General features: G+C 75.5%; 14 protein-coding genes. 3 read left to right on the forward strand and 11 right to left on the reverse strand.

What is annotated here, in order from left to right:
- The first annotated feature begins 260 nt into the window (after window positions 1-260).
- Window positions 261-608 (forward strand): DUF4333 domain-containing protein, encoded by a 348-nt coding sequence (locus DQ239_RS19860; RefSeq protein WP_199583223.1) that lies wholly within the window; start codon window positions 261-263, stop codon window positions 606-608.
- Between the two features lie 10 nt (window positions 609-618).
- Here DQ239_RS19860 and DQ239_RS21110 read toward each other — a convergent pair whose 3' ends face one another.
- From DQ239_RS21110 to DQ239_RS19885, 6 genes are read right to left on the reverse strand one after another with little or no spacing between them, the layout of a single operon-like run.
- On the reverse strand, window positions 619-1,086 hold the full coding sequence (locus DQ239_RS21110) for a hypothetical protein (protein ID WP_233489519.1): 468 nt from the start codon (window positions 1,084-1,086) through the stop codon (window positions 619-621).
- 36 nt (window positions 1,087-1,122) lie between these two features.
- Window positions 1,123-1,737 carry an aminotransferase class V-fold PLP-dependent enzyme gene (locus DQ239_RS21115; protein WP_233489520.1) on the reverse strand — a complete coding sequence of 205 codons (615 nt, stop codon included), beginning with the start codon at window positions 1,735-1,737 and terminating at the stop codon, window positions 1,123-1,125.
- Window positions 1,738-1,750: 13 nt separating this feature from the next.
- Window positions 1,751-2,509 (reverse strand): anti-sigma factor, encoded by a 759-nt coding sequence (locus tag DQ239_RS19870; RefSeq protein WP_113836151.1) that lies wholly within the window; start codon window positions 2,507-2,509, stop codon window positions 1,751-1,753.
- Window positions 2,490-3,086, reverse strand: a complete 597-nt coding sequence (locus tag DQ239_RS19875; protein ID WP_233489521.1) for an RNA polymerase sigma factor — start codon at window positions 3,084-3,086, stop codon at window positions 2,490-2,492. Before DQ239_RS19875 ends, DQ239_RS19870 begins: the two co-directional genes overlap by 20 nt.
- A gap of 47 nt (window positions 3,087-3,133) precedes the next feature.
- Window positions 3,134-3,787 carry a class F sortase gene (locus DQ239_RS19880; RefSeq protein WP_113836153.1) on the reverse strand — a complete coding sequence of 218 codons (654 nt, stop codon included), beginning with the start codon at window positions 3,785-3,787 and terminating at the stop codon, window positions 3,134-3,136.
- 14 nt (window positions 3,788-3,801) lie between these two features.
- The gene (locus tag DQ239_RS19885) at window positions 3,802-4,620 is read right to left on the reverse strand and encodes a DUF4397 domain-containing protein (RefSeq protein WP_113836154.1); all 819 of its coding nucleotides are present in this window, start codon (window positions 4,618-4,620) and stop codon (window positions 3,802-3,804) included.
- 111 nt (window positions 4,621-4,731) lie between these two features.
- On the opposite strand from DQ239_RS19885, the gene DQ239_RS19890 reads away from it, so the two are divergent.
- Window positions 4,732-5,202, forward strand: a complete 471-nt coding sequence (locus DQ239_RS19890) for a DUF309 domain-containing protein (protein ID WP_113836155.1) — start codon at window positions 4,732-4,734, stop codon at window positions 5,200-5,202.
- On the opposite strand, the gene DQ239_RS19895 is transcribed toward DQ239_RS19890, so the two are convergent.
- Window positions 5,203-6,564, reverse strand: coding sequence for a deoxyribodipyrimidine photo-lyase (locus tag DQ239_RS19895; protein ID WP_113836156.1), 1,362 nt, complete (start codon window positions 6,562-6,564; stop codon window positions 5,203-5,205). It abuts the gene before it with no gap.
- Between the two features lie 154 nt (window positions 6,565-6,718).
- On the opposite strand from DQ239_RS19895, the gene DQ239_RS19900 reads away from it, so the two are divergent.
- The gene (locus tag DQ239_RS19900) at window positions 6,719-7,591 is read left to right on the forward strand and encodes a DNA-formamidopyrimidine glycosylase family protein (protein ID WP_113836157.1); all 873 of its coding nucleotides are present in this window, start codon (window positions 6,719-6,721) and stop codon (window positions 7,589-7,591) included.
- Here the strand turns inward: DQ239_RS19900 and DQ239_RS21125 are convergent, their stop codons facing one another.
- The 4 genes from DQ239_RS21125 to DQ239_RS19920 all read right to left on the reverse strand — a co-directional run bounded on the left by DQ239_RS21125 (window position 7,592) and on the right by DQ239_RS19920 (window position 13,906).
- The gene (locus tag DQ239_RS21125) at window positions 7,592-9,145 is read right to left on the reverse strand and encodes a GAF domain-containing protein (protein WP_113836158.1); all 1,554 of its coding nucleotides are present in this window, start codon (window positions 9,143-9,145) and stop codon (window positions 7,592-7,594) included.
- Between the two features lie 168 nt (window positions 9,146-9,313).
- Window positions 9,314-10,528, reverse strand: coding sequence for an MBL fold metallo-hydrolase (locus DQ239_RS19910; protein ID WP_113836159.1), 1,215 nt, complete (start codon window positions 10,526-10,528; stop codon window positions 9,314-9,316).
- 138 nt (window positions 10,529-10,666) lie between these two features.
- Window positions 10,667-13,144 carry an FtsX-like permease family protein gene (locus tag DQ239_RS19915; protein WP_113836160.1) on the reverse strand — a complete coding sequence of 826 codons (2,478 nt, stop codon included), beginning with the start codon at window positions 13,142-13,144 and terminating at the stop codon, window positions 10,667-10,669.
- Window positions 13,145-13,147: 3 nt separating this feature from the next.
- On the reverse strand, window positions 13,148-13,906 hold the full coding sequence (locus DQ239_RS19920) for an ABC transporter ATP-binding protein (protein ID WP_113836162.1): 759 nt from the start codon (window positions 13,904-13,906) through the stop codon (window positions 13,148-13,150).
- Between the last annotated feature and the right edge of the window lie 332 nt (window positions 13,907-14,238).

A 14,238-nucleotide genomic window follows, 5' to 3' on the forward strand; every position in this document is an offset into this window, starting at 1 on the left:
GGACACCGTCGAGGCCTTCCGGTCGGGCAGCTTGGTCGCTTCCGATCTTGGAAGGCCTCGACCCGTTCCCGGCCTCAGCTCCCACGCGCGAGTCCCTCACACCCACCGCAGGTACGAAGAGCCGGAAAAGCGGAACAGCCCAGCGGCCATCGGGGGGCAGTCGAGGGTGACGAAAGTCCGCGTACCGTCGGGTACCCGGAGCGCGGGACGTCGGCTGCGCGCGCACTAGGGTCGGGGGCTCGCACCCCAGGAGGAACACCGTGCTCCGTCGTCTGCCGCTGGCCCTCGTCGCCGGCGCGATGCTGGCGCTGCCCGCCTGCGGGTCCGTCCTCCTCTCCACCGACACGCTGACGGCCTCGGAGGTCGCCACTGCCGCCGAGGACGCGCTCGAGCAGGAGGTGGGCACCCGTCCGGACGTCACCTGCTCCCAGGCGCTGGAGAAGCGGGTGGGAGCGAGCACGCGGTGCACGCTCACCGGCGGGGACGACCCCGTGGAGTACGGCGTGACGGTGACGGTCACCGAGACCGACGAGACGACGCGCATCGGCGTCCAGGTGGACGACGAGCCGGCGGACGACGACGGATCCGCCGAGACCGGGTCGAGCTAGCCGGCCCGCCTCAGAGGGCGGCGGCGAGCGCCGTCAGATCGTCCTCGGTGACGTCCAGGTGCGGGGAGACCCGCAGCACCGGCCCGGTCATCTCCCCCGGTGCCCGCTCGCGCGGGACGGCGGTGAGGACGATGCCGTGCTCGGCGAGCAGCCGATCTCGGGTGGCGACGACGTCGACGCCGTCCGGCGGCCGCAGCGTGGTGGTGGCCGTGGGTTCGTCGGCGGGCTCCACCACGGTCCAACCGGAGACCCCGTCGAGGGCGGCTCGCGTGGCCCGGCCGATGCCGGCGAGGCGGGCACGGACCCGGTCTGGGCCGGCGGCCAGGTGCTCCCCCACGGCGACGATGAGCCCGATCCGGCCGGCCACGTGCCCCTCGCTGCTCTCGAACGCCCGCATGGGAGGGGCGTCCTCGGGCTGCCGGGCCACGGCGGGGGTCAGCTGCGCGGCGATGGCCGGGCGCGCGATGAGGACGCCCACGCCCCGGGGGCCGGCCAGCCACTTCCGCGACGTCCCTTAGACGACGTCGGCCCCGATGTCGGTGTCCACGTGCCCGAGCGCCTGGGCGGCGTCGACCACGAGCGGCACCCCGGCTTCCCGGCACAGCGCCGCGATCCCCGCGGCGGGCTGCAGGATGCCCCGGTGGCTGGGCACCTGGTCCAGGTGCACGAGGCGGGGCGGATCGGTGCGCAGGAGCCGCTCCACGCCCTCGAGGTCGGCGCGGCCGTCGTCGTCGACCGGCAGCGGTTCCGGGCGCAGTCCGAAGGCGCCCAGCAGGGCGATGTTCGGCGCGTACTCCCCCGGCAGGCAGGCCACCCGGGTTCCGGCCGGGAGCCGCCAGCCGATCAGCAGCGCGGTCAGCGCGGCCTGCGCCGACTCGACGAACGCGACGTCGGCCGCGGCCATGCCGGCCAGGCCGCCGATCACGGACCTGCCCTGCTGCACCAGCTTCTCGGCGGCCGCCGCGGCGACGTAGCCCCCGAGCTCGGCCTCGTGGCGGGCGTGGTGCGCCGCCGCCTCCAGCGCCCGGGCGCTCTGCCGGCTGCTCGCCGCGCTGTCCAGGTGCCGGCCGGCGGGCCGGGGACGGGCCGAGCGCCACGCGGCGCCGAGGTCGTCGTGCGGGAGTGTCACGAGGGGTCGTTCATCAGGCGTCGAGATCCCCCCGGGCCACCGAGACCCCGGAGTGCGTCGGGTCGCCGTCCAGCGGCTCCACCGAGACGTCGAGCAGCGGGTACTCGGCGAGGTCCAGCCCGTCCGGGAGCTCGACGCTCTGCGTGCCCGGCTCGACCGCGCCGAGGGGGAACATCCCCTGCACCGAGCGGTCGATCACCCACACCTCGTAGTAGCTGCCGTCCTCCGGCGCCGGGGCGTCCAGGTCGAGCTCCAGCACGCGCGACCCGTCGTCGCGGACGACGACGTCGGCCACGCCGGAGGCCTCGGGGAGCAGGTCGAGCGCCACCGTGGCCACCGTCTCGTCGTCGTCACCGGCGGACTGGACCACCGCGACGGCGCCGGCACCGACGACCGCCCCGGCCACGGCGGCGGCCGCGGCCAGCAGCAGGGGCCGACGGCGACGGCGGAGCGGCGACACCGTCCCACCGGGGGCCTCGTCGGGCGCGGCGGGAACGGGCACGGCCACGAGCTCCGGCGTTCCCGGGGCGTCGGTGGCGGGCGAGGTGCGCACCCCGGTGGCGGCCGCGATGGCCTCCCACACGCGCGGCGGGGGCGGGACGGCGGCGCCGGGGGCGGCGAGTTGCGGAACGGACAGCAGGTCCGGGGCGCGACGCAGGCGCGCGACCTCGGCCCGGCAGGTGTCGCACCGCTCGAGATGGGCGGCGTCCTCCGGGGGCAGGGGCTCGCGCAGCGCCGCGAGGGCGAGCTGCTCAGGCGTGGAGTGCTGCACCGTCCACCTCCAACCGGGCTCGCAGGCGCTCCAGTGTGCGCCGGATGTGGCTCTTGATCGTGCCCAGCGGCAGGCCGGTGCGTTCGGCGATCTGGGCGTGGGTGAGGTCCTCGAAGAAGGCGAGCTCGATGATGCCGCGCTGCGGCTGGCCCAGGTGGTCCAGCTCGTCGAGCAGGAGCACGCGGTCGGTCGCGGCGGTGTCGACGCCGGCGGTGACCGGGCCGCCGGGCCGGGCCTGCGCCTCGGTCAGGGCGGCCTCGGCCTCCCGGCGCTGCTTGTCGCGGCGGGCCCAGGCGTCGGCGATCTTGTGCCGGCAGATGCCCACCAGCCAGGCCGGCAGGGGCGAGTCGTCGGGGCGGAACCGCGCGCGCCCGGTCCAGGCGGCGATGAAGACCTGCTGGGTGACGTCCTCGGCGTCCGGGCCCGGCCCGAAGGCGCGCACCGCCATGCCGTGCAGCTGACCGCCCCACCGCTCGTAGGCCCAGGCCAGCGCCTGCTCCTCGCCCGCGGCGAAGCGGCGGCCGATCTCCGCGTCGTCCGGATGGACGCCGCTGCGCGTCCCCGGTGCGTGGTCCACGGGACGAACGCTACCGACGACGGGCCGGGAGAGGGCCGGTGCCCTGCTCACCGGACGGGCTCCGCGACCACGACGACGTTGTCGCGGTAGCTGCGGTACTCGGGCAGGAACGGGCCGCCGCAGGTGATCAGGGTGAGCCGCGGGGCGCCGTCCCGCGCGAAGATCCGGTCGACCGGGAGGGACTGCTTGGTGATGGCCTCGCGGGAGACCACCCGCCACCGGGTGCCGGTGCCCGCGGCGTCGGTGACGGTCAGCTCGTCGCCGACGGCGGCGTCCCGCAGGCGGAGGAGGGCGCCGGGCCCCTGCTCCTGGTCGTCGACGTGGCCGGCGAGCACCGCCGAACCGGCCGCACCCGGTGCCGGGCCGAAGCGGTACCAGCCGACGCGGGAGACGGCTTGCGGGAGCTCCATCTGCCCGTCCGGGGCGATCCCGACGGCGTCGACGGGTGCGTCGACGCCGAGCGACGGCACGCTGACGCGGACGGGTGGGACGACGCTGCGGGGCGCGCGCGGGGCGGCGTCCCGGGCGGTGACCACAGGGGTGGCGGGCGCCCTTCCCGCGCCGGCCTCGGGGGCCGGTGCGGGAAGGGCCTGCTCCACCGGGACGCCCGCCGCCGCCTCCGGCCGGGTCAGCACCCAGGCGGTCGGGGCGCCGACGGCCAGGGCGAGGCCCAGGACGACGGAGGCGGCGGCGGGTCGCACGGGACGTGCTCCGCTCAGCCGCGGGTGCGGGCGAGCCGGGCGGCACCGGCGCCGGCGACGGCCAGACCGGCGACCGAGAGCGCGGCGACCATCGGCAGCGCACTGCTGTCGTCGGCCAGCCCCGCCGAGCCGCCGGGGACGCCGCTGGGCGAGGAGTGCCCACCGCTGATCGTCTGCACGGCCAGGTCGTAGCCGGCCTCCTGGCTGCCCCACGCGTAGACGACGGTCGAGGTGCCCTCGGCCAGGGGCAGGTCGGCCGGGCCGATGGCCACGGTGTCGGTGCCCGCCAGGACGACGTCCGCGCTGACCGTGCCGGCGGGCACGGTGAGGGTGGCCTCGTTCGGGTTGGTCACGGCGCTCACGACCACGGTCCCGCCCGCGCGCACGTCGACGGCCGGAGCAGCGGCGACGTGGCGGACGGTCGCCCGTGCCTGGCCGGCCGGGACCGCGGAGGTGTCGTTGACGAACGGGGTCAGGGTCGGGCTGCCGGTCTCCGAGAGGTGGGCGACCACGGTGGCGTTCGCGCCGGCCGGGACGGCGACGTCGTCGGCCTGCAGCAGCGGCTCGCCGGAGCCGTCGGGCGCGTCGGCGGGGAAGAGCGCCAGGTCGTAGGCGCCCGCGGGAAGCGTCAGGGGGTCGGTCAGCGTGCCCGGCTGGAAGTCGTCGATGAGCCGCTCGCCGTTGGCGTAGACGTCGACGGGGGTGTCCGGGACGCCGTGCAGGACCGACACGGTCGCGGTGTCGGCCGCGGTCGCCGGGCTGGCGACGAGGACGAGACCGCCGAGGACGGCAGCCGCGCCGGCGGCGTTGCCGAAGGAGCGCAGGGTGCTCATGGATCATCCTTCCGTCAGATGTGGGTCCCCGTGCTCCCCTCTTCGCTGACCTCCCCGGATACGGATGCAGCGGGACGACTTCCGCCGCGCGGTGCAGGGCAGGATGGGGTGGTGACGACGCGCGACCGGGACGCCGAGGGCCGCGCCCGCAACGCCCGTCCGCGGGACGCGCTGGGCCGGCCGCTCCCGCACGGCGCCCCGGGGGAGCCGCGGGCGCCCGAGGGGGTGGTGCGCGAGCCGCTGGTCGCCCTGGCCGAGGCGCAGGAGCTGCTCGACGCGGGCCGCCCCTTCCACGCGCACGAGGTGCTGGAGGACGCCTGGAAGTCCGCCGTCCCCGGGGAGCGGCAGCTGTGGCGCGGGCTCGCCCAGCTCGCCGTCGGGCTCACGCACGCCGCGCGCGGGAACGCCCGGGGCGCGGTCACCCTCCTCGAGCGTGGTGCGGGCACGATCGCCCCCTACGCCGGGGCTCCGCCGCACGGGATCGACGTCGCCGGGCTGACGGCGTGGGGCCGGGCGCTGGCGGCCGACGCGGCAGCCGGCCGGCCGCTGGACCTGACCGCGCCCGCCCTGCGCCGGAGCTGATCAGCCGGCGCGGACGCGGGCGTAGCGGTCCAGTGACACCTGGCGCTCGTGGGCGTGGTCGACGACCGGCTCCGGGTAGCCGGCCGGGATGCCGCCGGGTGCGGTCCACGGTTCGTGCACGTGCGCCGGGTCCAGGTCGCGCAGCTCGGGCACCCAGCGCTTCACGTAGGCGCCGTCCGGGTCGAACTTCTTGCCCTGGGTGATGGGGTTGAAGACCCGGTAGTAGGGCGAGGCGTCGGTGCCGGTCCCGGCCACCCACTGCCAGCCGTGCTGGTTGCTGGCGAGGTCGCCGTCGACAAGGTGCTGCATGAAGTACCGCGCGCCGCGCGTCCACTCCTGGTGCAGGTCCTTCACGAGGAACGAGGCGACGATCATGCGCACCCGGTTGTGCACGTAGGCCTCGCCGAGCAGCTGGCGCATCCCGGCGTCCACGATCGGGAACCCGGTGCGCCCGGTCTCCCAGGCCCGCACCAGCGCGTCGGCGTCCGGGCCGCTGTCGTAACCCATGCCCTGCAGCTCGGGCTTGAGGTACTCGCGCGCCGAGTCGGGGCGGTGCCACAGCACGTCGGCGTAGAAGTCCCGCCAGGCCAGCTCGTCGGTGTAGCGCCGGGCGGACTCGGACTCCTCGCCGGCCAGGTCGGCGACGAGGGTGCGCGGGTGGATGCAGCCGTACTTCAGGTAGGCCGACAGCCGGCTGGTGCCGCTCGTCCCGGGGAGGTTGCGGCCCTCGGCGTAGCCGGTCAGCCGCTCGTCGCGGAACCGGGCCCAGGCCTCGAGCGCCGCCCGCTCCCCGGCCGGCGGCAGAGCGGCGTCCACCTCGGGCGCCGGCGGCGGGTCTTCGGACCGGACGCCGGTGCGCCAGCGGACGCCGCCGGAGGAATCGGCCGGCGCCCGCCAGCCGTGCTCGCGCCAGGCCCGCGCGAAGGGGGAGAAGACCTGGAACGGCGTCCCGTCGCGCTTGGTCACCCGGCCGGGCGTGACCAGGTACGGCGAGCCGGTGCGCACCAGCGGGACGTCGCCCAGTGCCTGCTCGACAGCCTGGTCGCGACGGCGGCCGTAGGGGCCGGCGTCGGCGCTGATGTGCACCGAGTCCGCGCCCACCTCGCGGACCAGCTCCGGCAGCACCCGCGCGGGGTCGCCCGAGCGCAGCACCAGCGCGCCGTCGAGCTCGTCGTCCAGGGCGGTGAGGCAGTCGAGCAGGAAGCGGCGGCGGGGCTCGCCGGAGGGTCCGTAGAGCCGGTCGTCGAAGACGAACACGGGCAGCACGTCGCCGTCGGGGCCCGCGGCGTCGCGGGCGGCGAGCAGCGCGGGGTGGTCGCCCAGGCGCAGGTCGCGCCGGAACCAGAGCAGCGTCGTCGGCACCAGGCCGAGCCTACGAACGGTTGCGCACAACCGCCTTTCGAGCCCCCACCCCGGACTTTCTGTACCGAAAGTCCGGGGTGAGGGCGGACTTCCGGTACGGAAAGTCGCCTGATCGGGGACGGCGCAGGCGTGCGATCCGCGGGATCATGGGTCGATGCCTGAGTTGCCCGAGGTGGAGGCCCTGGCCGCCTTCCTGCGCGCCCACGCGGTCGGCCGCGTCCTGACCCGCGCGGATCTGGCCGCGGTGCAGGCGATCAAGACCTTCGACCCGCCGTTGTCCGCGCTCGGCGGTCTGGAGATCACCGGCGCCGGTCGGCACGGCAAGTTCCTCGACCTCGACGTCTCCGGGGTGCACCTGGTCGTCCACCTGGCCCGCGCGGGCTGGCTGCACTGGCGGGAGAACCTGCCGGCCGCGCCGCCGAAGCCGGGCAAGGGTCCGCTCGCGCTGCGGGTGCACCTCGCGCCGCTGGAGTCCGACCCTCCCGCCCCCGGCTTCGACCTGACCGAGCAGGGCACCCGCAAGGGGCTGGCGATCTACGTCGTCCGCTCGCCGTCGGAGGTGCCGGGCATCGCGCGGCTGGGCCCGGACGCCCTCGAGGTGGACCGGGAGACCTTCGCGGCACTGATGGCCGGCCGGTCGGGCCAGCTCAAGGGCGCGCTCACCGACCAGACGCTGATCTCCGGCATCGGCAACGCGTACTCCGACGAGATCCTGCACGCCGCCCGGCTCTCGCCGTTCAAGATGGCCGACAAGCTGAACGACGACGAACTGGTCCGTCTCTACGACGCCGTGCGCGCCACCCTCACCGAGGCGCTCGTGCGCCAGGTGGGGCAGCGCGCCGCGACGATGAAGGGCGAGAAGCGCTCCGGGCTGCAGGTGCACGCCCGCACCGGCCTGCCCTGCCCCGTCTGCGGCGACACCGTCCGCGAGGTCAGCTTCGCCGACACCTCGCTGCAGTACTGCCCCACCTGCCAGACCGGCGGCAAGCCGCTGGCCGACCGGCGGATGAGCAAGCTGCTCCGGTAGCTACTCGAGGATCGCCTTGGTGACGGCCGCCTGCTCGGTCAGGACGCCGCCGATCACCGTCTGCGTCTCGTTGATGCTCTCGACCACCGTGCTGATCGCGGCCAGCGCGGACACGACCCGGTCGACCTGCGCCTGGATCGCCGAGACCTTGGCGTCGACGTCGGTGGTGGCGCGCGCCGTCTCCGCGGCGAGCTCCTTGACCTCGTTGGCCACGACGGCGAAACCGCGGCCCGCCTCGCCGGCGCGGGCGGCCTCGATGGTCGCGTTGAGCGCCAGCAGGTTGGTCTGGTCGGCGATGCCGCGGATGGTCTTGACCACCTTGCCGATGTCGGCGCTCGAGTCGCCGAGCCCCGCCACCTCGTCGTTGGCCTCGTCGGTGAGCCGCCTGCCGTCGCTGGCGACGGTCGTCGCCGACAGCACGTTCCGCTCCACCTCGGTGATGGACTCGAGCAGCTCACGACCGGCGCGCTCGAGGCGCTCCGAGGCTTCGAACCGCTCGAGCGCCTGCCCGAGCAGGAAGGCGGCACTGCGGAGGGCGTCCTGCCGCCCCGGCGCCAGGATGAGGGTGCGGGTGGCGAAGAAGTCCATGGTACCGACGACCTGGCCGCCCACCAGGATGGGCAGGCACACCCCCGACTTGACCCCCGCACGTCGGGCCGCGGGCGCCCGGACGCAGTCGGTCACCTCGGCGAGGTCCTCGACGAAGACCAGGTCGCGGGTCTTCCACGCCCGGCCGGAGAGCCCCACGCCCTCCTGGAAGGACGCGGCGAGGGTCACCTCCCGGAACTCCTGCCCGGCGGTGCCGGACTCGGTGACGAAGTGCAGCGCCCGGTCCGACTCGTCGATCGCCCAGTAGGAGCCGTACGTCCAGTCGAAGCCGTGCCGGATGGTGTCCAGCGCGCGCGAGATGGCCTCCTCGCGCGTGGCGGCCGAGGTGATCGCCCGGAGCAGCTCGCTGACGGCGTGCGTGTCCTCCGCCGCCTTCGCCTGCCGAGCGCTCCCGGTGACCCGCTCGATGGCCTGGGACACCAGCTTCCCGATGGCGCGCAGGGCGTCGAGCCGCTGCGGGGACGGGTTCAAGGTCTCGGTGGCGAAGAAGTCCATCGTGCCGGTCACCTCGCCGTCCTCGTACAGGGGGAAGCAGATGCCGCTGCGGACGCCGACGCGCTGGGCGGCCGGGGCGCGCACGCAGTCGGCCAGGTGCCCGAGGTCGGGGACGAAGACCAGGTCGCGCGAGCGCCAGGCCCGGCCGGCCAGGCCCACGCCCTCGCGGAACGACGCGGCGAGGGTGACCTCCCGGAACTCGGCGCCCGCGTCGCCGGACTCCTGGACGAAGCGCAGCGCCCGGTCGGCCGGGTCGATCCGCCAGTAGGAGGCGTACGCCCAGCCGAAGCGCTCCCGGACCAGCGCGAGGGCGCGGGAGATCGCCTCCGTCGTGGTTGGCGCATCGGCCAGCGCCTCCACCACGGCGATCACCGCGGCGACGTCGGCCGAGGCCTGGGCGACGGCGTCGTCAGGTGCGCCGGCGGTCGTCCGGCGCGTGAACTGCAGCATGACTCGACTCCTGGGTGCACGGTCAGGTCGCCGCCATCGAGGCGTTGACCTGCGGACAGGAGATCAGAGTGGGGTGACTACACCGAGTTCGCGTGCATGCCACGCAGTCGGAATCGTTAAATCTTGCAGCAGGCGCGATCTTTCGTGATCCGGATACCGGGGGAGCCGTTACGCGCCCGGCAGCAGCGCCGTCAGCCGGGTGAGGGTGCGGGCCAGCACCGAGGTGCCGACACCCGAGGCGCCGACGTCCTGACCGGACTCCGCCGCCGAGCCGACGGCAGTCCACCAGTCGCGCACCGGCGGCGGGGCCAGCACGTCGATCCGCTCGCCGGGCTGCGGCACGACGACGGTCACGCTCCGCCGGCGGGCGGCGGCCAGCAGCCGCTGGACCGGCTCGGCCCAGGGGTGGAAGGCCAGGTTGAACGTCGCCCAGTGAATGGGCAGCAGCACCCGACCGCCGAGGTCGCCGTGCGCGCGGACGGCCTCCTCCGGATCCATGTGGATGGCGTGCCACGCGTCGTTGTAGGCGCCGATCGGCAGCAGCGTCAGGTCGAAGGGGCCGTGCTGCGCCCCGATCGCGGCGAACGCGGGCGTGTAGCCGGTGTCGCCGCCGAAGTAGACGCGGTGCCGCGGGCCGGCGATCGCCCAGGACGCCCACAGCGTGGTGTTCCGGTGCAGGTACCGGCCGGAGAAGTGCCGCGCCTCGGTGCAGGTGAGGGTCAGCCCGGCGACGTCGTGGGTGCCGTCCCAGTCCAGCTCCACGATCCGCTCCTCGGGCACCTTCCACTTGCGCAGGTGCTCGCCGATGCCCAGCGGGACGACGAAGGGCGCCGTCTGGGTGGCCAGGAGCGCGCGGACGGTCGGCAGGTCGAGGTGGTCGTAGTGGTCGTGCGAGATGAGGACGGCGTCGACCGCGGGGAGGTCCTCGACGGGCAGCGGAGGCTCGTGCAGCCGGGTCGGCCCGAACACCGGGGACGGCGAGACGCGGTACCCCCACACCGGATCGACGAGCACCCGCCGGCCGTCGATCTCCAGCAGCGCGCTCGCGTGGCCGAACCAGGTGACTGCGAGCTCGGCGGCCTCGGCGGGCAGCTCGGGCCGGGCCAGCGGGATGGGGCCGCCCGGTAGGCCGACGTGCCGTTCCTCGTGCCACTGCCGCAGCAGACCGTCGCGGGTGTTCGCGGGGGCGAGCGCCGGGGTGGGCAGCGTGTTGTGGAACGTGCCGTCGGAGAAGTGCGGCGACCCCGCCACGACCGGCCGCAGCCGGCGGCGGTGGGCCCCCAGTGCGGTGGGCAGGCCCCACGCGGCGGCGGTCACCCAGCCCACCGGTCCCGCGAGGACGGCAGCGGTGACGGCGGCGCGGCGGAGGAACGTGGACGGCACGGCTCCAGCATCCCAGCCGGAGCCGCGCCGTCCGAGGTTCCACGTGCAACGTCACACCACGTTCACCCCGCCTTTTCGCAGAAAAGCGGCCCGCTTTTCCGCGGAAAAGCGGCCGGCTTTTCCGCGGAAAAGCAGAGGTCAGGCGGCGGCGATGGCGGCCACGGGGGCGGTGCGTGCCGCCCGGCGCGCCGGGAGCACCGAGGCGAGCAGCCCGGCCACGGTCGCGACGACGACGATCGCGGCCACCTGCAGCCACGGGACGTCGAGCACGAGGTCGCCCACCTGGCCGAGCACCGACGCCGCCCCGATCAGGCCGTAGGACCCGCCGACGACGACCCCCAGCGCCGAGGCGACCCCGGCGACCAGCATCGCCTCCCAGGCCAGCAGCCCGCGCAGCTGGCCCCGGGTGAGACCGAGCGCCCGCAGCAGGCCGTTCTCCTGCCGCCGCTCCACCACTGACAGCGCGAGGGTGTTGCCCACCCCGATCAGCGCGATCACCACGGCGACGCCGAGCAGGCCCGTGACGACCAGCAGCAGCACGTCGAGGATCTCGTCGATCTCGGCCCGCTGCGCGATCAGGCCGGTCACCTGGGTGTCGGGCGAGGCCTCGGCGACGACGTCGGTGATCCGGTCGAGCACGTCCAGCTGCCGGGCCGGGTCGTCGTCGGCCAGCCGCAGCCACACCTGGCCGAGGGAGGCGTCGGGAGCCAGCGCCCGCAGCTCGGTGGCGTCGAGCAGGAGGGGGTTGTCGGCGTCGACGACCCGCACGGTGAACTGCCGCGCCGGGACCTCCCGGTCGGGGTCTCCCCCCAGGGTGAGCCGGTCACCGTCGCGCACCGCCCAGGGGTCCGCCAGCCACTCCGGCACCGAGACCTGCCCGGGCCCGGGGAGGACCAGGTCCTCGGTGGAGCGCAGGGTCGCGGCCGCCTCGGCGCGGTCGACGCCGAACGCGCCGACCAGGTCCCCGTCCGGGCCGGCGACGGTGCCGGCGAGCACCGGCGCGCTGCGCGCCACGCCGTCGGTGCGGGCCAGCGTGTTCTCCAGGGACCCCGGCAGCTCGCCGGCGAAGCCCTCGACCACGACGTCGGTGGGGAACTCCGCGGCCAGGCCCGCCGTCGCCGTCGCCCGCGTCGAAGCGGCTCCCACGACGAAGGCGCTGGTGAGGGTCACGCCGATGAGCAGCGCGGTGGCCGTCGCCGCCGTCCGCCGGGGGTTGCGGGTGGCGTTGCCCGCCGCGAGCCGGGCGGGGACGCCGCCGAGCCGGCCGGCCAGCCGGCCGACCGCCGCGACCACGGGCGGAACGGCCCGCTGGGCCAGCAGCACGATGCCGAGGAAGCTGAGCACGCCGCCGGGAAGGGCGACCCGCACGTCCGGCATCGCCGCCCCGCCGCCCATCAGGGCGGTGCCGGGCACGGCCAGCAGCAGCCCGAGCACCAGGCGGAGGACCCCCGGTCGGGACCGCAGCGGTGCCGGGTCCACCGGCCGCAGCGCCGCGAGCGGGGCGACCCGCGTGGCGGCCCGGGCGGGCGCGAGCGCCGCCAGCACGGTGACCACGGTGCCCACGAGCATCCCGGCCCCCACCGCGGACAGGGGCACGGCGACGCCGGACAGCGGGATCGCGGAGTTGCTGCCCGCGACCGCCGAGATCAGCGCGGCCAGCCCGATGCCCGCGGCCACGCCCAGGGCTGAGGCGACCAGCCCGGTGGCCAGCGCCTCGCCGAGCACGCTGCGCCGGACCTGGCGCGGGGTGGCGCCGACGCAGCGCAGCAGGGCCAGTTCGCGGGTCCGCTGGGCGAGCAGGACGGCGAAGGTGTTGGCGATGACCAGGCCGGCGACGACGACGGCGATGGTGCCGAACACCAGCAGCACCGAGGCCAGGGCGGTCGTGTTGCCCATGAGCGCGGCGGCGGCCCGCTCCGCCTGCGCCTCGCCCGTGCGGACGACGGCGTCGCCCGGCACGGCCGCGGTGACGTCCCGGAGCACCTCGTCGGCGCCGAAACCGGGGCCGGCGGCGATCCGCAGCTCGGCCGGGAAGCCGGCGCCCCAGTCGCGGGCCTGCGCCTCGGTGACGAAGCCGCGGGCGAAGAGCCCGGCCTGCGGGTCGCCGCGCAGGTCGACGATGCCGGTGACGGTCGCCTGCGACGTGGTCGCCTCGCCGTCGGCGTCGTAGGCCGAGACGGTGAGCACGTCACCGACCTCGGCCCGGGCGCGGTCGGTCACGGCGACCTCGCCGACCTCCCGCGGCAGCCGGCCCGAGGAGAGCTGCTCCCAGCGCAGCTGCGGGGCGTCGGCCACCGACTGCACGGAGAGGTACTGCGAGCCGGGGCGCCCCGGCACCTCGGCCGAGACGCCGGCCTCGTAGGCGGGGGCGACGACGCCCACCGAGCTGAGCGCCTCCAGGTCGGCGACGTCGTCGGCGAGGGAGCCGCCCTCGGAGGTGACCACGGCGGCGGCGTGCACGTAGCGGGCGCCGACGGTGTCCAGGACGGTGCTGCGGGAGGTCTCGTTGAGCACGAGCGTGGCCACCACGAAGCCGACGGCGATGACCACCGCCAGCGTGGAGGCGATCAGCCGCGCCGCGTGCGTGCGGAGCTGGGCGAGGACGACGCTGCGCATGGCTCAGGCCCCCAGTCCGCGCAGCGCGTCCAGGACCGACTCGGCGGTGGGGTCGGCGAGGTCGCCGGCGAGCCGACCGCCGGCCAGGAGGACCACGCGGTCGGCGTAGGCGGCCGCCGACGGGTCGTGGGTGACCATGACGACGGTCTGACCGGTCTCCTTGACGCTGGAGCGCAGCAGGCCCAGCACCTCGGCGCCCGAGCGGGAGTCCAGGTTGCCGGTGGGCTCGTCGGCGAAGACGACGTCGGGGCGCGGGAGCAGGGCGCGGGCGATGGCGACCCGCTGCTGCTGGCCGCCGGAGAGCTCGTGCGGGCGGTGGCCGAGGCGCTCGCGCAGGCCCAGCCGGGCGATGACGGCGTCGAACCAGGCCGGGTCGGGGCGCAGGCCACCCAGCTGCAGAGGCAGCACGATGTTCTCGCGGGCGTCGAGGACCGGGAGCAGGTTGAACGACTGGAAGACGAAGCCGATCCGCCGGCGGCGCAGCACGGTCAGCTGGTCGTCGCGCAGACTGGTCAGCGGGGTGTCGCCCAGCCACACCTCGCCCGCGGTCGCGGTGTCCAGGCCGGCCAGGCAGTGCATGAGGGTCGACTTGCCCGAGCCCGAGGGGCCCATGATCGCGGTGAACTCACCGGCGGCGAAGGTGACGTCGACCCCGGCGAGGGCGTGCACCGCCGTCTCCCCGGTGCCGTAGGTCTTGCGCAGCCCGGCGGCGCGGACGGCGGCGGTGGTCTCGCCGGTGCGGAGCTCGCCGGGGACGGTCATGACGGGGACGGACACTTCGGACCTCCGGTGCAGGGATGCGGCAACGGCGATCACGCTCTCGCCGAGCGCCGTCCTCCCGCGTCGGAGCGGAGGGCCATCTTCCGGTCGCTCTCCGTGCTCCCCCGGACGGACCCCGCCGTCCCCCCGTGGTCGTACGAGGCGCTTTTCCGCGGAAAAGCGGCCTGCTTTTCCGCGGAGAAGCGGTCCTCGGGTTCAAGGGGTCGATGCAACACCCCAGCAGATCGGGGTGGTGTCGATGGGGCGTCCGCGGATGCCGAGGGAGATCGAGCGCAGGTTCTGGCGGTTGATCGCCCAGGGTTGGTCGACCGAGC

This window comes from Blastococcus sp. TF02-09, from assembly GCF_003319105.1.
Classification (GTDB): Bacteria; Actinomycetota; Actinomycetes; order Mycobacteriales; family Geodermatophilaceae; genus Blastococcus.